The following is a 21,369-nucleotide window of genomic DNA, read 5'->3' on the forward strand; positions in this document are numbered from 1 at the left end:
GAGCCATGCGTGAACCCGCTGGGCGGATGTGCACCCCTCACAGAGCGACCTGATGCGGTTTCACGTTCGGTCGCCGCTGAGTGGAGAGACTGAATCACTTTCAGTACCGCTCTGCGCACCGCATCACCGGGGCGTGCGCTCCCGCTGAGGGCTGCGAAGCGGCGAAATAAGGGTTTCGGTTGACCTCTCTACCCGCCAACCCCGACCCCGACTCCGACTCCGCAGTGGATGACGACGAGCGCACGAAAAAGGCCCCAACCCGTGAGGGTTGGGGCCTTCTCTTAGCGAAAGCTAAGTCTCAGTGAGGCTTAGTAAGCGCTGTAGGTGTTGTCTTCACCGTACTGGTAAACGCCGATCGTTGCTTCGGTGGGGTCACCGAGCTCGTCGAACGTAATCGGTCCAGAGATGCCGTCGTAGTCAGCTACGCCGCCACCATTGATGATTTCGGCGCAGTCAGCGAAAGTGGTGCACTTCTCGCCGTTGCCTGAACCACCGGAAACTTCCTGAAGCTTCTCAGCGATTGCTGCGGAGTCGGTGGAACCGGCTGCGAGCGATGCGAGAGCAAGGAGGATTACGGAGTCGAAGGACTCTGCTGCGTAGCTGAACTCTTCGAGCTCAGGCTGTCCCGAATCAACGTAGAACTCGTTAAGTGACGACGTGAAGTCGGCAATCGTGTCTACGCTCAGGCCGGGGAGGGTTCCCTTAGCACCGGTGAGGGTGCCAGCGTCGAATTCGTCACCGAAGTTCGCGAGGTTACCGTCTACGAAGTAAAGGTTCTCAGCGGGGAAGCTGCTGACGATGCTCGGGAGCATGGTCGACACTTCTTCGAAGGTGATCAGCGCGATGGCGTCAGGGTCCGCAGCAAGAACTTCGGAGATCTGAGCATCGAACGTGGTGTCACCGGTGTTGTACGTGGGCTGTGCAACAACTTCGCCACCAGCTGCTTCGAATGCTTCCTGCGTGTAGCCGGCAAGACCGGTTCCGTAGGAGTCATTGAGAACGATCATGCCGAGGGTCTCGTGACCATCGGCAGCGATCAGGTTTCCGAGAACCTCACCCTGAAGCACGTCGGAAGGAGCGGTACGGAAGTACAGTCCCTTGTCGTCGTACGTCGTGAATGCGGCCGAAGTGTTTGCCGGCGAGAACTGGATTACTCCAGCGCCAACAACCTGGTCAATGAACTGAAGCGAAACACCCGAGGATGCTGCACCAAGAATTGCGGAAACGTCTTCACCGAGCAGACGAGGGATTTCAGTCTCGTATGCCTTGTTGTCGGTGTCTCCAGAGTCGCCCTGAATCAGTTCGATCTGAATGCCGGCGTCTGCAGCGTTGACCTCGGACGCGGCGTACTCGGTTCCTGCAATCTCGGGCGGGCCGAGGAATGCGAGGTTACCGGTCACGGGCAGTGCCGTTCCGAGCTTCAGCGACAGTTCGCCTCCGTCAGAACCAGTGGAGGTTTCTCCGCTGTCAGTTGCACAGCCAGCCAGTACCAGTGCGCTTGCACCGACGATTGCGAGACCGCTCAACAGGGTCCGCTTGGACCGTGATGGGGAGGCCGTAGCCTTCGCGAATACGCTCATGTTGCTCCTTGCGTTTCGAATGTGTTCAGGAATCAAATGTGGCACTACCGTGTCGCCACACTGTCAAGCTATGCCCACCCGGCGCATCCGCACAATACGTCTGTACTACAGCCTTGTAACGCTCTTGGGAATCGTTACCATTCGTAGATATTGAGAAACGAAGGTGTTGATCAACTAATCCGGGTGTACACGTTGTCGCTACCGTACTGGTAAATCCCAATGATGGCGCCCTGCGGGTCGCCATTGTCACTGAGGGTTATCGGGCCTGAAACACCGTCGTAATCTACGGTGCGGCCATCGAGCACAATCTTCGCGGCATCCGCAAAGTTGAGAGCAACCTCACCATCACCGCTGCCACCCGATACCTCTTGCATTTTGCTGGCGATGCCTTCGCCAGAGATCTTCTGCGACGCCAAGGCGGCAAGGCTGGCGAGGATAACCGCGTCATAGCTCTCGGCGGCGTAGCTAAAGTCCTTGAGGCTCGGGTTGATTTCGAGAAGCCGGTCGGTGAAGTCCGAAATAGTTTCTACATCAAGTCCCGGATGCGTCACGATGGAGCCCGTGAGGCTGCCAGCCGCAAACCCTGAGCCGCGCTCGCCGAGCGAGAGCCCGGTGAAGAACAGCTGGTCGCCCGAGTATCCGGCAGCGATGAAAGCCTTGGCAATCTTCTCCGCCTGTTTCGAGCCAACGATGGCTACGGCATCCGGCTTCGCGTCGACGGCTGCGGCGATCTTGTCATCGAGATCGGTTGCTTTCTCGTCGATGCTCTCTTGGTAGATCACCTCGCCACCGCCGCGGAGGAATGTCTCGCTCACCGCGCGGGGAAGAAGTGGGCCGCAGAGAAGGTCTTCAGAAAGAATCGCGATCGAACCATCGACGCGGTCGGCCATCTCGGCGCCGAGGGCAGAACCCTCCAGCGCACAGGAAGGTGACGTGCGCCAGTACAGCTGACTGTCGTCATAGTTCGAGAAGTCGGGCGAATCGTTGGCTGGGGAAATCTCGACGACTCCCGCGTCAGTGATCGTGTCGATCACTTTCTTGGAGATTCCGTTCGACAGACCACCAATAATCACCGTGGCGCGGGCCGCGAGCAGCTCCGCTGCTGCATCCTCTGCGGTCGAGTCACTGGAATCTCCGGAGTCACGAGTCTCAACGTTGACGGTGAGGTTGGCATTGGCGTCGTTAACGTCTTGGGCTGCCAGAGCGATCGCTGCCGACACCGCCGGGCCAAACTTTTCGAGCGCTCCCGACTCGGGAACGAGGGCACCAATCGTGAGAGTCAAATCTTTGGGCGCAGGGCGCTCTTCGACAGGTTCTTCAACCGAGCATCCACTCATGACGAGAACGGCGGCGAGCACGCCGGCAACTGTCGCGAACCCACGACGGGCTCGGCGCGGCACGGGCATTCCAACGGGAAGGGAAGTCATCACAGTCGCTCCTATCTACCGCTCAACACAGAGAGCGGCATAGTTACGGTAATGGCCAATCCTGAAAAAGCGAACTCCGAAGAGCCAATCGGAAGGCAAAAGAGTGGCCCCAATCCGGGCGACACTCGAATTAGCCGAAGATTGCACCGCTGTTGTAGACGAACTTATTCTCGCCGTCGTAGGTGTAAAAACCCCAGAAACCGGGCTCGATGTTGCCTCCAGGAGTGAAGTTCACGGGGCCAGAGACGCCGTCGTAGTCGATGTCGTTGGTGGTCTTGAGAACCTCAAGGCACTCAGCGAAGCTCAGGCACTTAACGCCGCTCTTCGAGACGTCGTACAGCGAACCGGCGATCGCCTCCCCCGCATCATCCTGAGCGACGATTGCCGCGAGAACTGCGAGCATCGTCGCGTCGTACGTTTCGGCCGCATAGCGGTAACTGGTCAGCTTGGAGTTCGTGGACTTGAGCGTGGCGATGAAGGCCGTGGAAGGCTGGTGGCCTTCGATCACTCCGCGCACTCCTTTAAGCGTGCCGTTCTTGAACGCTTGGGAGTAATCGCCAGTGTTGAGCGAGGTGAGCCAAAGCTCTGAACCCGTGAACCCCGCAGCGGCAATCTTCTCGATGGCTGCCTTGGTTGCCTTCTCTGAGTCGTAGTTGGAACCCACCACAACGACATCGGGTGCAGCCTCTTTCAGGCTGGCAATGATCGCGTCGAACTTAGTCGTCGACGTCGTGAACACTTCGTCAGCGACAAGCTCCGTGTCATATTCGGCAAGCGCTTCAACGAAGGTGTCGTGCAGTGCTGTGCCCTGCTCATCCGCGATATAGACAAAGGCGATCTTCCGCGCCGTCTCGCCGCCGAGGAGCGCATCAGCCAGTGCATAACCCTGCTGATCGTAGGCGGGAATCGTGCGGAAGAAGTAGCCGTCATCGAAAACATCGTCGAGGCTCGAGAGCGTGGCGGCGGGAGAAATCAGGGGAATCTGGGCATCCATCGCGAGAGGAATTGCCCGCTGCACGAGGGCCGACGATGAGGGGCCGATAACGACATCCACGTCTTCTGCGACAAGTTTCTTAAAGTTCGACTCCAGCGTGGTCTTTGTGGCTTCGCCGGAATCGACCGCCACGATTTCGACAGGCTCATCGTTGACGCCACCGGCGGCGTTAATCTCTTTTACTGCCGCGGCCACTCCCGCTTTCTGGGCCGCCGCGAGGAACGAGAAGGTTCCCGATGTCGGAAAGATAGTGCCGATGCGCAGGATGCCATCGCCCGCGGGCGTCACCGCGGGAGTGGGCGTTGCCGACGGGGTCGATCCCCCATCGGCGGCGGCGGTCGGAGCAGCGGGAGGGACGGGGGCGCTGCACGCGGAGAGCGCGGCAACCACCAGCGCTGCGACAATGACACGTCTCGCCGGCTGAATGCTCGCCATTGCTTCGCCTTTCTTGGCGTGCAGGTCTCGGGCGACCACACACCGTCAGAGGAATACTACGGGGCGCCCGGAGCCTCTGCGGCGGAACCAAGCCGCGTACGAGAAGAGTGACGGAAGAGATCAAAGGTGAGGATCGCCAGCGCCAGCCACACGATGGCAAAGCCCAACCAACGCTCGGGCGGCATCGCCTCATGGAAGATAAAGACAGCGACGATCAACTGCAGAATCGGCGCCAAGTACTGGGCCAAGCCCATGTAGGTGAGGGGCAGTCGCCGGGCGGCCGCGGCGAACAAAATCAGTGGGATCGCGGTAATGGCACCCAAAAAGAGCGTCAAGGTCAAGTGACCGGCGCCCGCGGTGCCCGCAGCGAGTTGCCCATCGGCCGAGAGCACGAGCAGAACAACAACCGCGATAGGCGCAAGAAATGCCGTCTCGACGGCCAAGCCGCCGACGGCATCCGCTTTAGGGCCGACGTTCTTCTTGACGAGACCGTAAAAACCGAAGCTGAACGCGAGGCCGAGGGCAATCCACGGGAAGCTGCCATAACCAATTGATAGCACCAGGACTGCGAGCGCACTGATGCCGAGCGCCACCCACTGCAGCGGACGCAAGCGTTCGCGCAAGATAACGACACCGAGCAGCACCGTGACGATCGGGTTCGTGAAGTACCCCAGTGACGCCTCGACAATGTGACCGTTGAGGCTTGCATACACATAGATCAGCCAGTTGACAACGACGAAGGCGCCGCCCAAGCCGAGCGTCCAAAACGTCTTACGATCACGGATGATGGCGAGAACCCGACGATAACCGCGAGTGAACACGAGCAAGATCGCGCAAAACACCAGCGAGAGTACGATTCGCCAGGCCACAATTTCAATCGCGCCCGACTCCTTGAGGGAGAAGAACACGATCGGCATTGCGCCCCACAGCACATACGCGGAGACAGCAAAGCCGAGACCGCTCGGCGAGACGCGGTCGGTGGCGGGCGAAGGAGAAGTCACTTCTAAATCCTAGGGCTGACGACGAACGCTCAGCGCCATCCGCGATGCTGACGAGCAGTGCCGCCCGACGCCTCCGGATACGACGAAAGCCCAGAGCCGAGGCCCTGGGCTTTCGAACTGTCCTGCCGTTACCGGCGGACGAGAAATGAGTATCGCGTTAGCGAACGACTACGGCGAGAACGTCGCGAGCCGAGAGTACGAGAAGGTCTTCTCCGCCGTACTTCACCTCGGTTCCGCCGTACTTGGAGTAGATGACCTTGTCACCGACTGCGATGTCGAGCGGCACGCGGTTTCCGTTGTCATCGATGCGACCGGGACCTACGGCGACTACTTCGCCTTCCTGGGGCTTCTCTTTCGCAGTGTCAGGAATAACGAGCCCAGACGCGGTGGTCTGTTCTGCGTCAACCTGCTTGATTACAATGCGATCCTCGAGCGGCTTAATGGACACCGACACGTTTGACCTCTTTCTAAAGTGCTTGGGCTGGCACACTCCCTGTAGGAGTGCCAGATCAACTATACGGCTTGGTTGGCACTCGATCAACGTGAGTGCCAATTCGGATGCGGATACGGTTAGAGAATGAATCAGAGCGAATTGCGCGAGTTGCTTTCTGCCGAAGGGCTTCGCCTCTTGGACTCGCTGCCAGCCTGGCATTCGAGCGACGAGATCGTGCGCACCGTCGCCGAGCTGCGCAAGGCCGGCCACAGCCCCGGCCTCGTCGCCGCTGTTCTCAGTCAATCGAAACTGCGCGCAAAAGCCGCGGGCAAGTTCGGACCCTTCGCCGAGCGGATGCTCTTCACCGAGGCCGGGCTCGAACAGGCAACTCGACTCTCGGTCGCCGCCCAGCACGCCGGCCGCTTCTCGAAGGCCGGAGTGAAGTGGGTCGCCGACCTCGGCTGCGGCATCGGAGCGGATGCGCTCGCCATCGCCGCTCTGGAACTCAACGTCACCGCCGTCGAACGCGACGAGACAACCGCCGCGATTGCCGCGTTCAACCTCGCTCCGTGGCACAACGCCCAAGTCGTGCACGGCGACGCTGAATCTGCCGATCTGGCCGGCATCGACGGCATCTACCTCGACCCCGCTCGCCGCGACGCCCGCGTGCGCCTCACCAACCCCGCCGACTGGACTCCGTCGCTCGACTTCGCCTTCGGCCTCGCCGAGCGCTACCCCACCGGCATCAAACTCGGTCCAGGCATCGACCGCGACCTCATCCCCGACAATGCCGAAGCCCAGTGGGTATCTGTCGGGCGCGAAGTCGTTGAACTCGGGCTCTGGTTCGGAGCGGTAGCCCGCCCCGGCATCCGCCGTGCCGCCCTCGTAATCGGCGATCACGGCACCGCCGAGCTCACGGCAGCTGCCGACAGCGAAGACGAAGCCGCGGGAGAACTCGGCCAGTATCTCTATGAACCCGACGGCTCTGTCATCCGGGCGCGACTCATTGGCGATCTGGCACGTCAGCTGAACGCTCGCATGCTCGACACATCGATCGCCTATTTCAGCGCGGATGCCGCAGTCGCAACCCCGTTCGCCACGTGCTTTGAGATTGTGGCCGATTTCGCCCTCGACAAGCGCTCGCTCAAAAAGGAACTGGCCAGCCGCAAAATCGGGACCTTGGAAATCAAAAAGCGCGGAGTCGATATCGACCCCGCGACTTTCAGAACGTCTCTCTCACTCAAGGGTGAAAACAGCGCCACCCTTATTCTTACGCGAGTGGGCGGCAAACGTCGCGCGCTGCTCGCACAGCGCACGACGTTTACAGAAACCTCAGCAGCTATTGCTTAGTAGCCCCCGTAGTACGGCGCGTTGTAGCTAGCGTTGGCCACGAAGATGAAGAATACAATCCAGCCAACGATTGTGAGCAAGCCAAGGCCGGTGGAAATGTACCCGGTGATGAGGCCGGTGAGCCAGAACGGACGGGCGTAGGGCTGCTTCTTCTGCGCCATGTGGCCCAAGACAACTGCAGCGATACCGGGCAAGAGGCCGAGCGCCATAAACGTGAGAACGATGCTCGAAATACCCGTTGCCATCGAAGCGATTGACAAACCCTTGGGCGGGCCTGCCGGCACGGGACTGTACGCCGCCTGGCCGGGAGTGGGGCCGCTCGCGTAGCCGGGAACGGGAGTTCCGTTGGTCGAGGCGTAGGGGTTGGAAGGTGCTGCGGCTGGCGCTGCTTCGGGAGCGGTGCTGTCGGCAGCGGGCGCAGTCGAAGGCGTAACGGACGGCGCCGGCGGCACGGGCGGAATGCTCGTTGCCGCACTCGGCGCGGCGGGAGCGTCTGCCGGAGTCGTCGCAGCATCCGCGGTCGCCGCGGGAACGGCGGCGGGAGCCGCTGTGCTCGGCTCATTGGCGGCCGCAGTCTTCGCGGCAGCCGTCTTCGCAGCCGACGTCTTAGCTGCGGCAGCCTTCGTGGCGGCAGCCTTCGTCGTCGTGGATTTTGTGGTCGCAGCCTTTGTCGTGGTCGGCTTCGCTGCTGCAGCCTTGGAAGGAGCAGCCTTCGCAGCAGGCTTCTTCGCGGCAGGCGCTGACTTCGCCGAAGATGCGGCGGGCGATTTCTTGGCGGCGGGCTTTTTGGCCGAAGGGGTCGCCTTTGCGAGCGGAGTGTCTGACGTGGATGATCCGCCGGGTGAAGCAATCGGCGGGATGGAGCCGTCTGAGTTATTGGTAGCCATGCGCACACTTTAGCAAGCGCGGCTCAAACAAAAGAGGCCCGCACAACCGTGCGAGCCTCTTTTGTTACTTCACGTGTTAGTACGAGCTAACGCCGCCGATCGTTGCAGCACCGATGATGGTAATCACAACGATGAGGCCAATGACGAAGCCCAAGTAACCAAGAATGAGGCCAATGATGGCGAGAACCTTGCCCTGCTCACCGGTCTTCTTGATCTGGCTGAGGCCGATGTGACCAGTGATGATGCCGACGAGGCTCAGGCCGATGATGGACGTGACCAGCGAGATGATCGAGAGAACATTCCACTTAGCAACCGGTGCGCCTGCAGGTGCTGCAGCGTAAGGGGTGGGTTCTGACATAGCGAAATGCTCCTTTGAGGTAATGGGGCCGATTGCGGCGCACCCATATTCTCAGCCTGAAAGAAGCCTGTCAACGCAGGTTGCTCAGAGTTTACGGCGACGTTACGCCTGAATTTGGGTCACCGGCAGCGTGGAATCAGCACTAAAGCCCAGAGTTGAGGGATTTTTACCCGCCATCACCAATTGGGCGCCCAGTGCGGCAATCATCGCTCCATTGTCAGTGCAGAGCGACAGCGGGGGGATGCGCAACTCGATGCCTGCAGCGGCGCAACGCTCGGCAGCGAGCTCTCGCACGCGCGCGTTCGCGACCACGCCGCCGCCGAGCAACAGGCGAGGAACATCGCGATCAACGCAGGCCGCGACCGCTTTGGTGAGAAGAATGTCGACCACTGCCTCGCGAAAGCTGGCGGCGACATCCGCCTTCGAAAACTCCGTTCCGGCGTCTTGCTCGCGCTCGACCCAGCGGGCAACCGCGGTCTTCAGCCCTGAGAAGGAGAAGTCGTAGCGGTGCCGCTCAAGGTCTTTCGGGCGGCTCAAGCCGCGGGGAAAACGGATGGCCTTGGGGTCCCCCGTCGCTGCAACGCGATCGATATGCGGTCCGCCGGGATACGGAAGCCCGAGCAGGCGCGCGACCTTATCGAATGCTTCGCCGGCGGCATCATCGATCGTCTCTCCCAGCAGCTCGACGTCCGAGACAAGATCGCGCACGTGCAGCAGCGAAGTGTGCCCGCCTGACACGAGCAAGGCGATGGTGGGGAGGTCGATCTCGGTTCCGTCATCACGAAGAACATCGGCACCGACATGACCAACAAGGTGATTGACGGCATAGAGCGGCTTTCCCGTCGCCACAGACAGAGCCTTTGCCGCAGCGACACCGACCATCAGTGCACCGGCAAGACCTGGCCCGCTCGTGACGGCGATCGCGTCAAGATCTGCCAGATCGACGCCGGCTTCGGCGAGCGCCTGCTCCAGCGCCGGCTGGATCGCTTCGAGGTGCGCGCGGGCCGCAACTTCAGGAACCACTCCCCCGTAGCGCGCGTGCTCCTCCATCGATGACGAAATGACATTCGCCAGTAGGTGGTTGCCCCGAACGATGCCGATGCCGGTTTCGTCGCAGCTTGTCTCGATGCCCAGCACCAGCGGATCAGTTGTGTTGAGTGGCGTGACACCCGACGGCGCGGATGGCGTGGTCGCTGCGGTCGCTGCCGTCGCTGTCGGCACTGCGGCCGCGGCTGCCGTCGACGCGCTCACTGGCCGACCGCCGGAGCAAGCTTGGGCTCAGGAATCGTCAGTTGCATCACGATGGCGTCAACCCCATCCGGTTGGTAGTAGTTGGGGCGCACAGCGATGCGCTCAAATCCGAGCGAATCGTAGAGTTTTTGCGCCGAAGGATTATCGTCGCGCACTTCAAGAAAAAGTTCGCTGGCACCGCGATCGCGAGCCTCGACCATGAGCGCGTGCATCAATGCACGACCGATTCCGTGGCGGCGAGCATCCGGAGCAACCGCAATAGTTTGGATGTCTGCCTGCCCCGAGCGGTACGGCGCACGCAAGCCGGCATAGGCCTTCACCACCGCGGGTGCCTCAAGCGTTGTTGCCACAAGGTAGTAGCCGTGGTTGTCGCCGAGCTCGCCCCGCATCATGTCGCTCGACCAAGCGTCGTTGGCGAACTCGCTCGCCTCGATCGCCATGATGGCGTCGAGGTCGTTGATCGTGGCGCGGCGTAATTGCCAGCTCATGCGGTGACTCGTTTCGGGCCTGCGGAGGGGGTGACGTCGGGCGAGCGCAAATAGAGCGCTTCTTCGCCCGCAAACGGACGGTCGTTTTCGCGGAGTAAGTGCGCGAGACGTGCCAAGCGTGTGGCGCGCACCGGCTCGGTGTCACGCAGCGCAAAGTGCTCGAAGTTGGGCACGCTCGTGGCGAGCTCAGCGGCCGGAGCCAACGCGGGGCCCGCGACGAGAATCGGCAAGCCTGCAGCATCCGACCCCTCGTAGGTCGACCAATACAGCTCTTTGCGGCGGGCGTCGGTAGCTACCACTACGGGTTCTGTCTCGCCGAGCGCGAGAGCATCGTGAGTGACGACGGGCAGCACGGGAAGACCGGCACCAAAGGCGAACGCTCGAGCCGCCACGATTCCGACCCGCAGACCAGTAAAGGGGCCCGGGCCCATACCGGCCACGACACCAGTCAGGTCGGTTACAGCGAGTCCTGCATCGGCGAGGGAACCGTGGATGAAATCGCCCACCACCTCGGCATGCTTACGGGTGTCGAGAGAATTGCGTTCCGCGCGCACCGAACCATCGGCCGCCACGACCGCGACAGTCGTTCCCGCCGACGTGTCAATCGCTAACAGCATTGAGCCACTCCATGTCTGCCCATCGGGGGCCAGTGCCCGTCACGGTCACCGTGCGCGGCTCAATGGCCTCGTCGGCGAAGTCGTCGTGTGATTCGTTGAGGTCGTCAGCGCTGTTCTCGCGGGAGACACCGCCGAGGGGGCGGGCGATGTCGACGGTCAGCCAGCTGTCGCTTACTCCGTCAAGCAGGCCGGCACCCCACTCCACAATCACGATGGATGCTTCGAAGTCGATATCGAGGTCGTCGAGTTCTACAGCGCTACTGAGGCGGTACGCGTCAACGTGGACGAGCGGCGCCGCAGCGTCAGTCGACAATTCGACTCCCGCGTCATCCAGCCGAGGGTGGGTGCGTGCCAGCACGAACGTCGGGCTTGTGACCGTGCCACGGATGCCGAGCGTCTCGCCGATCGCCCGCGTGAGAGTCGTCTTACCGGCGCCAAGCTCGCCGTTGAGGAGAACCAGATCCCCCGCGCCCAGTTGGGCAGCGATCGTCGCACCGAGCTCGGCCATGCGCTCGGGCGTAGCAATAGTAAAAGTGGTCACGATTCGTACCTGCGGGTCACTCGCGGCCCGATGCGGGTCACGATTTCGTAATTGATGGTGTCGGCCGCTTCGGCCCAGTCGTCGGCACTCGGCACCGCAGCAGCAGGATTACCGAACAGCACCGCCCGATCACCAATCGCCACTGTCGCGTCGCCCATGTCGACCACAATCTGGTCCATTGCTACGCGGCCAGCGACCCGACCGAGAACGCCATTGATCGACACGGGGCCGCGATTCGACGCGTGGCGCGGAATTCCATCGGCGTAGCCCACCGGCACGAGCGCCAATGTGGTGTCGTGCTCACAACGGTACGCGTAGCCGTACGAGACTCCAGAACCCGCTGTGACGCGCTTCACCGAGACGACGGGAGCGCTCAGCGTCATCGCTGGCACAAGGCCAAGAGCGGCAACATCCACATCAGTGGCAGGAGCGAGCCCATAGCTCGAGATGCCGACGCGCACGAGGTCAAAGCGAGCCGCTGGATGCTTGAGTGCGCCTTCCGATGCCGCGAGGTGGCGAAGTTCTGGGCGTAACCCCACCGATTCGGCCATCGCAATCGCGGCGGAAAACTGTTCGATCTGTTCGAGATCGTGCTCGGCGCCGGCATTGGCCAGGTGGCTCCAGAGCCCCCGGACGCGAATGCGGCCCGCCAACTCATGGGCGACAGCGGCTTCAAAGAACTGGTGCCACTCATCCAAAAAAGCGCCGTTGCGGTGCAGGCCGGTGTCAACCTTCAGGTGTACGTACGCGGTGTCGGATGTCGCGGCGACCTCATTCAGCTGAGCGAGGCTGCTCACGCCGAGGTCGATCTTCGCGCGCACCGCTTCGCCAAATGCTGCGCCCGGCTGGTGCAACCACGCCAGGAGCGGAGCGTCGATTCCTGCCGCGCGCAACGCAAATGCTTCATTGAGGTCGGCGACGCCCAGCCAGTCGGCGCCGCCGGCGAGAGCAGCACGCGCGCTTTCCACCGCACCGTGGCCATAGCCATCCGCTTTGACGACGGCCATCACCTGCACCGGTGCGACGAGCGCCCGCAGGGTCTCCACGTTGTGGCTAATCGCCGCGGTGCTGATCGTGGCAACTCGAAGGTCATTCATGGGGTGGCCTCGGCAATGACATAGGCAATAGCGATTCCCGCGTCGTGGCTCATCGAGAGATGAACCGAAGTAATGCCCCGACGATCGGCAATGTCTTTCGTCGAGTTGTGAAGTTCAAGCGAGGGGTTTCCCAGCGAATCCGACACCACCCGCATGTCGTGCCACGTGACACCACTCGAATCTCCGAGCGCCTTGATGAGTGCCTCTTTCGCTGCGAACCTTCCGGCGAGCGAGCGCAGTGGGCGCGGCTTGCCCTCCTTGAGTTGTTCGCTCTCAGAGAACAGGCGCGATGTGAGAGTCGGTGTGCGCTGCAACGCACGCTCGAAGCGGGCGATGTCGACGACATCCACACCGATCCCCACAATCACGGTGAAACCTATTCGACGGTGACAGACTTCGCGAGGTTGCGAGGCTGGTCGACGTCGAGTCCCTTCGCAGCAGAAAGCTCCATACCGAAGATGTGCAGCGGGATGACAGCAAGCAGCGGCTCAAAGAACGAACCAGCCAGCGGAATCGGGATGACCTCATCGGCGAAGGGAAGCACGGCGGCGTCACCCTTCTCAGCAATCGCAATAACGCGAGCGCCCCGAGCACGGATCTCCTGAATGTTGGAGACGACCTTCTTGTGAAGCGAGTTCGGGTCGCGCGGGCTCGGAACGATGACGAAAACAACCTGGCCAGGCTCGATGAGCGCGATCGGACCGTGCTTGAGCTCGCCAGCGGCAAAGCCCTCGGCGTGAATGTACGCGAGCTCCTTGAGCTTGAGCGCACCCTCAAGCGCGACCGGGTAGCCGACGTGGCGACCGAGGAAGAGCACCGACTGAGTGTCCGTCATCCAGTGAGCGAGCTGCTTGATCGACTGCGAGGTAACCAGAACCTCAGAAATCTTCTCCGGCACCGCCTGCAACTCTGCGACGTTGTCGCGAATGGCGTCATCGCTCAGCGTGCCACGCACGCCCGCGATGTGAAGGCCGATGAGGTAGAGCGCGGTGACCTGAGCAACGAACGCCTTCGTGGATGCCACAGCAACCTCGGGGCCCGCGTGCGTGTAAACAACAGCGTGCGATTCGCGTGGAATCGTTGCACCGTGCGTGTTGCACACCGAAACAACCTTCGCGCCCGACTCCATCGCGAACTTGACCGCCATGAGTGTGTCCATCGTTTCGCCGGACTGGCTGATCGAGATAACGAGCGTGCGCTCGGTCAGGATCGGGTTGCGGTAGCGGAACTCGTGAGCGAGTTCCACATCAACGGGAACGCGAGCCCACGCCTCAATGGCGTACTTGCCGAGCATGCCCGCGTACGCGGCAGTTCCACACGCGATAACGACGATGCGGTCGATGTTGGCGATGATCTCGTCGCCGAGAGGCTCGAATTCGGTGAGCTTGACCAGCCCATCCTGAACGCGACCAAGAATGGTGTTGGCTACGGCATCCGGCTCTTCGCTGATTTCCTTGGCCATGAAGCTCGACCAGCCGCCCTTTTCGGATGCCGAAGCATCCCAAGCGATGTCGAACTCTTCAACCTCAACGGCATTGCCATCGAAATCGATAACGTCGACGGAGTCGGGGCGGATCGTCACAATCTGGTCCTGGCCGATGGCAACAGCGCGGCGCGTGAACTCAACGAATGCAGCGACGTCGGAGCCGAGGAAGTTCTCGCCATCCCCCAAACCGATAACGAGGGGCGAGTTGCGGCGAGCGCCGACAACGACGCCGGGCTGATCCTGGTGAACGGCGAGGAGCGTGAAGGCACCCTCGAGACGAGCAACGACAGCGCGCAGCGCGTCGGTGAGGTCGCCGCTCTTTTCGTACTCGCGGCCAACGAGGAGTGCAGCAACCTCGGTGTCGGTCTCGCTAGCGAAGGTCGCACCTTCAGCAAGCAGCTCGTTCTTAAGCTCGGAGAAGTTTTCGATGATTCCGTTGTGAATCAGGGCGAGCTTGGAGTCGCGACCCAGGTGAGGGTGCGCGTTGACGTCGGTGGGGCCACCGTGAGTTGCCCACCGCGTGTGTCCAATACCGGTGGCTCCGTTGCTGAGCGGAGTGGCTTCGAGGTCATCGACGAGCATCTGGAGCTTGCCGGCACGCTTACGCGTTCCGAGCTCACCATCCTCGTCAATGATCGCAATACCTGCGGAGTCGTAACCCCGGTATTCGAGACGCTTGAGCCCACTGAGTAGCACCTCAAGGCTTTTGTTGTTACCGACGTAACCGACAATTCCACACATGGAGACGAGTTTAGTTCCCCTAGCTGGGTATCTGTGCGCAGTTAGGATGAACGTGATGCACGAACATGGCTCCGGACACGGTCACATCTCTCCCTTTTTCGAAATCGATCGGAGCGATTGGGCTGAACTTGCTCCCAAAATGAAAGTTCCCCTCACCCAGGCGGAGCTTATCGAGCTGCGCGGATTGGGCGATGAGCTCGATCTCACCGAGGTGGCCGAGGTCTATTTACCCCTGAGCCGGTTGCTTAACCTCTACGCCGAGAACGCCCAACGGTTGCACGCCGCCACCACGCAGTTCTTGGGGGCCACCACCTCCAGCACGCCCTTCGTGATCGGTGTCGCCGGGTCTGTCGCCGTCGGCAAGTCAACGATTGCGCGTCTGTTGCGCGAACTGCTCTCCCGCTGGGAGGGCACGCCCCGGGTCGAACTCATTACGACCGATGGCTTTCTGCACCCTAACGCCGAACTCGAGCGTCGTGGAATTCTCGAGCGCAAAGGCTTTCCCGAGAGCTACGACCGTCGCGCCCTGCTGCGCTTCGTGAGCAAGATTAAAGCCGGCGAACCAGAAGTGCGCGCGCCGTTCTACTCGCATTTGGCGTACGACATCATTCCGGATGCCGCGGTAACCGTGCGCAAACCCGACGTTCTTATCGTCGAGGGTCTCAACGTGCTCCAGCCCCCCATGGCGGGCAAGAGCCTCGCGGTCAGCGACCTCTTCGACTTCACCATCTATGTGGATGCCCGCACAAGCGATATCGCGCACTGGTACGAGGAACGCTTCTTGCGCCTGCAACGCGGCGCTTTCAGTAACCCGCGCTCGTATTTTCACCGCTTCGCCGACCTCGACGAGGATGCTGCCCGCGCCCGCGCCCGCGAGGTGTGGAAGCGCACTAACGAACCCAACCTCACGCAGAACGTGCGCCCCACGCGTCCACGGGCGTCCCTCATCCTGCGCAAAGATGCCAATCACGCCGTCTCAAAGGTTCTGCTGCGCAAGACCTAAAGAGTGTGCGGTATCGCGATTGTGCGGCGGAGCCGGCTAGCGCTTGAGGCGGTAAGTGGCTGAGTGCCTTATCTGCTGAGCTGCCTAATGGCTGAGCTGAGTGCGAACGACGTCAGCGAGGCGGTCTGCCATCTGCTGAGCAACTTCTTGGTGTTCGGCTTCGACCATCACGCGAACCATCGGTTCGGTTCCGGATGCCCGCAAGAGCACGCGCCCGGTATCACCCAACTCTGCTTCAACAGCGGCAACCGCCTCAGCGATTACGGTGTCGGAACCAAGCGAGTGGTGGTCAATTCCGCGAACGTTCACGAGAACCTGCGGGTATACCGTCATCACCTCGGCAAGCTGCGCGAGCGTCTTGCCGGTACGAGCCATCTCTGCCACTAGGTGCAGTCCGGTGAGGATGCCGTCTCCGGTAGTCGCAAACTTGGTCATGATCACGTGGCCCGACTGCTCTCCGCCGAGGGAGAGTCCGTGGGCGCCCAGCGCTTCGAGAACGTAGCGGTCGCCCACCTTGGTCTCGAGCATCTTAATGTTGTGCTCGGCCATGGCACGGCGCAGCCCCAAGTTGCTCATCACGGTCGCTACGAGAGTGCGATCGTGAAGCACCCCACGTTCGGCCATGGAAACCGCAAGGATCGCCATGATCTGGTCGCCATCGACGACGTTGCCCTCTTTATCGACAGCAAGGCAGCGGTCGGCGTCGCCATCGTGGGCGATTCCGACATCGGCACCGTGGGCCAGAACGGCAGAAGCGAGGTTGTCGAGATGCGTTGATCCGACGCCGTCGTTGATGTTGATTCCGTCGGGATCCGCACCGATGACGGTGACCTTGGCCCCGGCATCCGTGAACACCTGGGGCGAGACGCCTGCCGCTGCGCCATGGGCGCAGTCGAGAACGACGTGGATTCCGGCAAGCTGGTTCGGCAACGTCGACAAGAGATGCACGACGTAACGATCTTCAGCATCGGAGAACCGGCGGATGCGACCAACCTCAACACCGGTCGGAGCGAGGCTCGGAGCGGAGAGAGCGGCTTCGATGCGGTCTTCGACTTCATCGGGAAGTTTGGTGCCGCCCTGACCGAAGAATTTAATTCCGTTGTCTGGGGCGGGATTGTGCGACGCGGAGATCATGACTCCGAGGTCGGCTTTAAAGTCGGCAACGAGAAACGCTGCTGCCGGGGTGGGGATTACTCCGGCGTCGAAGACATCGACGCCCGAGCTCGCGAGCCCCGCGGATACTGCGGCGGAAATAAATTCGCCGGATACGCGGGGGTCGCGTGCGACAACTGCAACCGGTCGGCGGCCTGAAGCGCGCCGACCATCAGCAACTCGGCCTTGGCCCAGTACGACTGCTGCCGACTGAGCCAAGCCGAGCGCAAGCTCGACAGTAAGATCACTGTTCGCGAGTCCGCGAACGCCATCTGTACCAAAAAGTCGTGCCATACGTTGCCGCTAGCAGGCGAAGCGGGTTAGCGCTTCGAGAACTGCGGAGCCTTACGCGCCTTCTTGAGTCCAGCCTTCTTACGCTCCTTGACGCGAGCGTCACGAGTGAGGAAGCCGGCCTTCTTGAGGGCAGCACGGTTGTTCTCTTCGTCAATCTGGTTGAGCGAACGAGCGATGCCGAGACGCAATGCGCCGGCCTGACCCGAGGGGCCACCACCGGTGATGCGTGCAATAACGTCATAGCCGCCGAGCAGGTCAAGGATCTTGAACGGATCGTTGATGAGCTGCTGGTGAAGCTTGTTGGGGAAGTACTCGGCGAGCTCACGGCCGTTGACCGTGATGGTGCCCGAACCGGGAACGAGACGCACGCGGGCGATTGCCTGCTTGCGACGCCCTACGGCTGCGCCGGGAACGGTGAGAACGGGGCGAGGTGCGCTGGGCGCCTCAACTGCTGCCGACTCGGTCGTGTACGACTCGGGTGCACCCTCGGTGATTGAATCTTCGATCTTAGCCACTGTAATAAGTCCTTTAATTCTTTGCTTCGTGAAGCGCGGGCGCTACTGAGCGACCTGGTCGAGGGTGTACGGCGTGGGCTGCTGGGCAGCGTGCGGGTGCTCAGCACCTGCGTATACCTTCAGCTTCGAGAGCTGAGCGCGACCGAGCGAGTTCTTGGGGAGCATTCCGCGGATTGCCTTTTCAACGGCGCGCGTGGGGTGCTTCTCCAACAGCTCGGAGTACGTGGTGGCCGTGAGCCCACCCGGGTAACCGGAGTGGCGGTAAGCCTTCTTCTGCTTGAGCTTGGAACCGGTGAGGGCAACCTTCTCAGCGTTGATGATGATGACGAAGTCACCCATGTCCATGTGCGGAGCAAAGGTGGCCTTGTGCTTTCCGCGGAGCAAGATGGCTGCGTGGCTGGCGAGACGGCCGAGAACGATGTCGGCTGCGTCGATGATGACCCATTCCCGCGAGATGTCGTCGGGCTTGGGCGAATATGTGCGCGTCACAATAGTGCTGCTTTCATTGATCGAGTGAGGTGTTCGTGAATCCCGCTCCGATGGTTGTTTCTACAGAAACAATTCCGGTGGAGGGCTCATGATCGGATGCCGCACCCTATAGTGCAGACACCAAGGGTCAACAATAGCGGAACTCCGCGTCCGCAGCAAACGCCGATGCTGCTACTTGACGGTACCCGTCAGCGCAGCGCGACGTTCGCGGAAGTCGGGGCGATCGAAGTAGTGGGCGGTCACTTCGGCGCTCAAGCTCGCGATGCCACCCGCTTGGAGAGCTCCGAGGCGCACTCGCGCGCTCTTGACGGCCATGAGAGAGATTGCTTCCGCGCCTTCGGCCGTGTCAGCGATAGCGACGATGCCGTGGTTTCCCAGCAAGATCAGCGACGGCACTTCGCCGAACTCGTCGACGTGAGCACCAAGCTTCTCGAGAAAGAGTTGCCCCAATTCAATCCCGGGCTGAGCGTAAGGAATGTAAAGGCTGCGACCCAGCACCATGAGTTCGTCTGAGTACACCGCGTCGGCGAACGACGTTTCGGCGTGAGCGCTTGCCAGCAGCGAGACCACAGCCGTCGGGTGTGTGTGGGCGACGTACCGTACCGGCGCATAGGCGCGCACCGCAACGTGAATGAGGGTCTCAATGGATGCCCGCACGCGCTTGCCGTCGACCTCACCGGCATCCAACTCGGCTGTCAATTGATCTTGGTCGGCGTTCGGGTCGCGCAGTACGGCCAGCAGCGGCTCGATTTCAACGCTCACGAAATTCTCGACGGTTGCCGTCTGCATCGAAGAACCCGAGGTCTTGACGATGATCGTGCCATCGGCGATGAGTTCGCTGGTGTTCCCCTCTGCCAAGATCACGAGGTCGCGTTCCGGCAGGCCGAGGCGGGTGGTGAGGCCCAGCAGTTCGTCACTAACGAGGTCGAGGGCAATTCGTGCGGTCATTTTCAGTCCTTTGTTCGGCGAGATCGGGTGGGGCGAATTCGAGGGTGAGGCGAATTCCGGAATGGGGGGGCGCTATTGAGGCGTGTACGTCACTGGATGATGGGTGCGCTGAACGAGGTCGCGCAGCGAATCGAGGCTTCCCGAGATGTGGCCCATGGCTCTGGCTTGCACGAGAACGCTACCGAGCGCTGTCGCCTCAACCGGACCCGCGAGAACGGGGATGCCGGAGCGGTCGGCCGTACGCTGGCAGAGGAGGCGATTGAGCGATCCACCGCCCACGATGTGAATGTTCCGAACCGGCACATCGCCGAGCGAACTTGCACTCAACACCGCATCCGCGAACGCTTGCGCAAGCGATTCGATGATGCAGCGCGCCATTTCGGCGCGATTCGCTGGCACGCGAACGCCGTGCTCGGTGCACCATTCTGCGATGCGGCGCGGCATATTTCCTGGTGCCAAGAAGCGGGGGTCGTCGACATCCACCACGGGCATGGTTTCGGTCACTGCAGAGGCGGCCTCGATGAGCGCGGGCAGGCTAATCGTGTCACCATCCCGTTCCCACTGCCGAACAGCTTCGCTCAAGATCCACAGGCCCATGACGTTGCGCATCAATAAGATACGGCCGTCCACGGCAGCTTCGTTCGTGAAGCCGCCCGTTCGTGCTGCTTCGGTGACGACCGGGTTCTCCAACTCCACCCCGGCAAGGCCCCACGTGCCGCACGAGATAAACGCCGCGTTCTCCGGCTGCATCGGGATTGCGGTGACTGCCGAGGCCGTGTCGTGCGAACCAACCGCCACCACTTCAATGGGCGACTCAGCGCGCACTTGTCGCGCGACATCCAGGTCAAGTTCGCCAACACGAGTGCCCGGGACCACGAGTTCAGGCAGCAGTTCGCGCCGCACTCCGGCCACGTCGAGCAAGGTGTTACTCCACTGCCGCGAGTGCACGTCGAGGAGCCCAGTCGTCGACGCCATCGTTGTTTCCGCAACGCGCGCGCCGCTCAACCAGTACGTAAAGAGGTCGGGCATGAGCAAAACGGTGTCGGCGAGCTCAAGCCGCGTTTCCGCAGCATCGGTCGCAAGTTGGTAGATCGTATTGATCGGCATGAACTGGATGCCGGTTGCCGCATATTGCTCAGCCTGCGTGCTCAGCGACTGCACTCGTTCCATCGCGGCGTCGGTTCGTTCATCGCGATAGTGCCGTGGATTGCCCAGCAAATGTCCGTCGCGCAGCAGTCCGTAGTCGACGCCCCAGGTGTCGGTCGCGACAGACGAGACCGTGGGCACTTCGCGGATCGCCGAAGTGAGCCCGTCGAGCGCCCCCTGCCATAGAGAGAGAACATCCCAGTGCAGGCAGCCGCGTACGCTCACCGCACGATTAGTGAAGCGAGCGTGCGTTGCCGTGCGCAGCTGGTCGGGGCCGACTTCGCCCAGAATTACGCGGCCGCTAGTCGCACCAAAGTCGAGAGCAACAACGTGGCCCACCATTCAGTCCTACTTGCCCGCGCTTAGTCAGACTCGCGAGCGAGCCACGAGATCAGTTGGTTCCACAGGGGAGCAAACCCGTCCCATTCCAAGAACTCGGTCGGCAGCCAGTGCGGGCCCATGTCGCTCGCAAAGGCGGCAACACGGCCGGCACCTTCGGCATCCACGACAAGAAGCGGGAATGCTCCCACGGTCGCGAGCGTCTGGGCACCGTCGCGGGCGACCAAACGGTGATGACCGAGCACTGCGGGCCACGAGGTCGGCAGACCGGCGGTCGCCGCGTGGTTGTCGAGTGAGGTGGCGTCGACGCCCTGCGGAGTCTCTTCGCGGTCGTCGCCAATTTCCATCTCGACCGGAAGAACGCTCGCCAGCGCCGTGTTGCGGTAGTTCGCCTTGGCTTCAATTCCTTGGAAGCTGAGGTAGCCACCGACCATGAGCAGCGAACCGCCATCACGCACCCATTGGGCCAACACTTCGAGGCGGTGCGGAATCCGCTCCCCCTTCGCAAAGACACCGTTGGGTAGCAGCAGGGTGTTCGCCCCAATGTCACTGAGCACAACAACGTCGTACTGGCTCAGCTCCTCCGCGGTCGTGGGGAATCGCTCCGCCGCAACGTGGTTGGGCTGAAACTCGACACTGTTACCCGCTGACTTCAGAGCAGCGATGAAGTCATCAGCTCCCTCGGCGTACGCGGAAGTGACAAACGAGTCAAAGCCCTTCGTGTGGATCGACGTCGTCGACCATGACTCTCCTGCGAGCAATACCTTCGCCATGTCTCTCCCTGTAGCTGTTCGTTC

General features: G+C 61.6%; 23 protein-coding genes. 3 read left to right on the forward strand and 20 right to left on the reverse strand.

All coding sequences use genetic code 11. The annotated features are described in order from the left end of the window. Positions 1 to 179: 179 nt before the first annotated feature. On the forward strand, positions 180 to 305 hold the full coding sequence (locus ACWTV3_RS05440) for a hypothetical protein (protein WP_498477191.1): 126 nt from the start codon (positions 180 to 182) through the stop codon (positions 303 to 305). A gap of 3 nt (positions 306 to 308) precedes the next feature. Here ACWTV3_RS05440 and ACWTV3_RS05445 read toward each other — a convergent pair whose 3' ends face one another. The 5 genes from ACWTV3_RS05445 to groES form a co-directional block, all read right to left on the reverse strand. Next, a complete protein-coding gene (locus ACWTV3_RS05445) occupies positions 309 to 1,580 on the reverse strand; it encodes an ABC transporter substrate-binding protein (RefSeq protein ID WP_498477192.1) in 1,272 nt (423 codons plus the stop codon). Positions 1,581 to 1,750: 170 nt separating this feature from the next. Further along, positions 1,751 to 3,007, reverse strand: a complete 1,257-nt coding sequence (locus ACWTV3_RS05450; RefSeq protein WP_498477193.1) for an ABC transporter substrate-binding protein — start codon at positions 3,005 to 3,007, stop codon at positions 1,751 to 1,753. 130 nt (positions 3,008 to 3,137) lie between these two features. Then, positions 3,138 to 4,436, reverse strand: coding sequence for an ABC transporter substrate-binding protein (locus ACWTV3_RS05455; RefSeq protein WP_498477194.1), 1,299 nt, complete (start codon positions 4,434 to 4,436; stop codon positions 3,138 to 3,140). A gap of 56 nt (positions 4,437 to 4,492) precedes the next feature. Then, entirely contained in the window at positions 4,493 to 5,437 is a 945-nt protein-coding gene (gene rarD / locus ACWTV3_RS05460; RefSeq protein ID WP_498477195.1) for an EamA family transporter RarD, read from the reverse strand. Between the two features lie 157 nt (positions 5,438 to 5,594). Continuing rightward, positions 5,595 to 5,891, reverse strand: a complete 297-nt coding sequence (groES, locus tag ACWTV3_RS05465) for a co-chaperone GroES (RefSeq protein WP_100388242.1) — start codon at positions 5,889 to 5,891, stop codon at positions 5,595 to 5,597. A 123-nt stretch (positions 5,892 to 6,014) separates the two neighbouring features. Here groES and ACWTV3_RS05470 point away from each other — a divergent pair, with 123 nt between their 5' ends. Next, on the forward strand, positions 6,015 to 7,220 hold the full coding sequence (locus tag ACWTV3_RS05470) for a class I SAM-dependent methyltransferase (protein WP_498477196.1): 1,206 nt from the start codon (positions 6,015 to 6,017) through the stop codon (positions 7,218 to 7,220). On the opposite strand, the gene ACWTV3_RS05475 is transcribed toward ACWTV3_RS05470, so the two are convergent. The 9 genes from ACWTV3_RS05475 to glmS form a co-directional block, all read right to left on the reverse strand. Then, positions 7,217 to 8,107 (reverse strand): DUF4190 domain-containing protein, encoded by an 891-nt coding sequence (locus tag ACWTV3_RS05475; protein WP_498477197.1) that lies wholly within the window; start codon positions 8,105 to 8,107, stop codon positions 7,217 to 7,219. The genes ACWTV3_RS05470 and ACWTV3_RS05475 overlap by 4 nt on opposite strands. Before the next feature lie 76 nt (positions 8,108 to 8,183). Next, the gene (locus ACWTV3_RS05480) at positions 8,184 to 8,465 is read right to left on the reverse strand and encodes a DUF4190 domain-containing protein (protein ID WP_498477198.1); all 282 of its coding nucleotides are present in this window, start codon (positions 8,463 to 8,465) and stop codon (positions 8,184 to 8,186) included. A 102-nt stretch (positions 8,466 to 8,567) separates the two neighbouring features. Next, positions 8,568 to 9,602, reverse strand: a complete 1,035-nt coding sequence (gene tsaD / locus ACWTV3_RS05485; RefSeq protein WP_498477940.1) for a tRNA (adenosine(37)-N6)-threonylcarbamoyltransferase complex transferase subunit TsaD — start codon at positions 9,600 to 9,602, stop codon at positions 8,568 to 8,570. 110 nt (positions 9,603 to 9,712) lie between these two features. Beyond that, complete coding sequence (gene rimI, locus ACWTV3_RS05490) at positions 9,713 to 10,204, reverse strand: ribosomal protein S18-alanine N-acetyltransferase (protein WP_498477199.1); 492 nt, start codon at positions 10,202 to 10,204, stop codon at positions 9,713 to 9,715. Continuing rightward, entirely contained in the window at positions 10,201 to 10,821 is a 621-nt protein-coding gene (gene tsaB, locus ACWTV3_RS05495) for a tRNA (adenosine(37)-N6)-threonylcarbamoyltransferase complex dimerization subunit type 1 TsaB (protein WP_498477200.1), read from the reverse strand. Before tsaB ends, rimI begins: the two co-directional genes overlap by 4 nt. Then, entirely contained in the window at positions 10,805 to 11,362 is a 558-nt protein-coding gene (gene tsaE, locus ACWTV3_RS05500) for a tRNA (adenosine(37)-N6)-threonylcarbamoyltransferase complex ATPase subunit type 1 TsaE (protein ID WP_498477201.1), read from the reverse strand. The genes tsaB and tsaE overlap by 17 nt, the downstream gene beginning before the upstream one ends. Then, the gene (gene alr, locus ACWTV3_RS05505) at positions 11,359 to 12,459 is read right to left on the reverse strand and encodes an alanine racemase (protein ID WP_498477202.1); all 1,101 of its coding nucleotides are present in this window, start codon (positions 12,457 to 12,459) and stop codon (positions 11,359 to 11,361) included. The genes tsaE and alr overlap by 4 nt, the downstream gene beginning before the upstream one ends. After that, complete coding sequence (locus ACWTV3_RS05510; RefSeq protein ID WP_498477203.1) at positions 12,456 to 12,827, reverse strand: holo-ACP synthase; 372 nt, start codon at positions 12,825 to 12,827, stop codon at positions 12,456 to 12,458. Before ACWTV3_RS05510 ends, alr begins: the two co-directional genes overlap by 4 nt. A gap of 8 nt (positions 12,828 to 12,835) precedes the next feature. Next, on the reverse strand, positions 12,836 to 14,686 hold the full coding sequence (gene glmS, locus ACWTV3_RS05515; RefSeq protein WP_498477204.1) for a glutamine--fructose-6-phosphate transaminase (isomerizing): 1,851 nt from the start codon (positions 14,684 to 14,686) through the stop codon (positions 12,836 to 12,838). Between the two features lie 55 nt (positions 14,687 to 14,741). Between glmS and coaA the strand changes: the two genes are divergently transcribed. Continuing rightward, on the forward strand, positions 14,742 to 15,689 hold the full coding sequence (coaA, locus tag ACWTV3_RS05520; RefSeq protein WP_498477941.1) for a type I pantothenate kinase: 948 nt from the start codon (positions 14,742 to 14,744) through the stop codon (positions 15,687 to 15,689). 84 nt (positions 15,690 to 15,773) lie between these two features. On the opposite strand, the gene glmM is transcribed toward coaA, so the two are convergent. The 6 genes from glmM to ACWTV3_RS05550 all read right to left on the reverse strand — a co-directional run bounded on the left by glmM (position 15,774) and on the right by ACWTV3_RS05550 (position 21,345). Beyond that, the gene (gene glmM, locus ACWTV3_RS05525) at positions 15,774 to 17,135 is read right to left on the reverse strand and encodes a phosphoglucosamine mutase (RefSeq protein WP_498477205.1); all 1,362 of its coding nucleotides are present in this window, start codon (positions 17,133 to 17,135) and stop codon (positions 15,774 to 15,776) included. 26 nt (positions 17,136 to 17,161) lie between these two features. Beyond that, entirely contained in the window at positions 17,162 to 17,650 is a 489-nt protein-coding gene (gene rpsI / locus ACWTV3_RS05530) for a 30S ribosomal protein S9 (RefSeq protein WP_100388230.1), read from the reverse strand. A gap of 42 nt (positions 17,651 to 17,692) precedes the next feature. Further along, positions 17,693 to 18,139 (reverse strand): 50S ribosomal protein L13, encoded by a 447-nt coding sequence (gene rplM, locus ACWTV3_RS05535; protein ID WP_100388229.1) that lies wholly within the window; start codon positions 18,137 to 18,139, stop codon positions 17,693 to 17,695. 171 nt (positions 18,140 to 18,310) lie between these two features. Then, positions 18,311 to 19,087 (reverse strand): class II aldolase/adducin family protein, encoded by a 777-nt coding sequence (locus tag ACWTV3_RS05540; RefSeq protein WP_498477206.1) that lies wholly within the window; start codon positions 19,085 to 19,087, stop codon positions 18,311 to 18,313. A gap of 72 nt (positions 19,088 to 19,159) precedes the next feature. Further along, a complete protein-coding gene (locus ACWTV3_RS05545; RefSeq protein ID WP_498477207.1) occupies positions 19,160 to 20,575 on the reverse strand; it encodes a rhamnulokinase in 1,416 nt (471 codons plus the stop codon). 20 nt (positions 20,576 to 20,595) lie between these two features. Then, positions 20,596 to 21,345, reverse strand: coding sequence for a glutamine amidotransferase (locus ACWTV3_RS05550; protein ID WP_498477208.1), 750 nt, complete (start codon positions 21,343 to 21,345; stop codon positions 20,596 to 20,598). Positions 21,346 to 21,369: the final 24 nt, after the last annotated feature.

The sequence above is a fragment of the Salinibacterium sp. AL4.1 genome, from assembly GCF_059767305.1.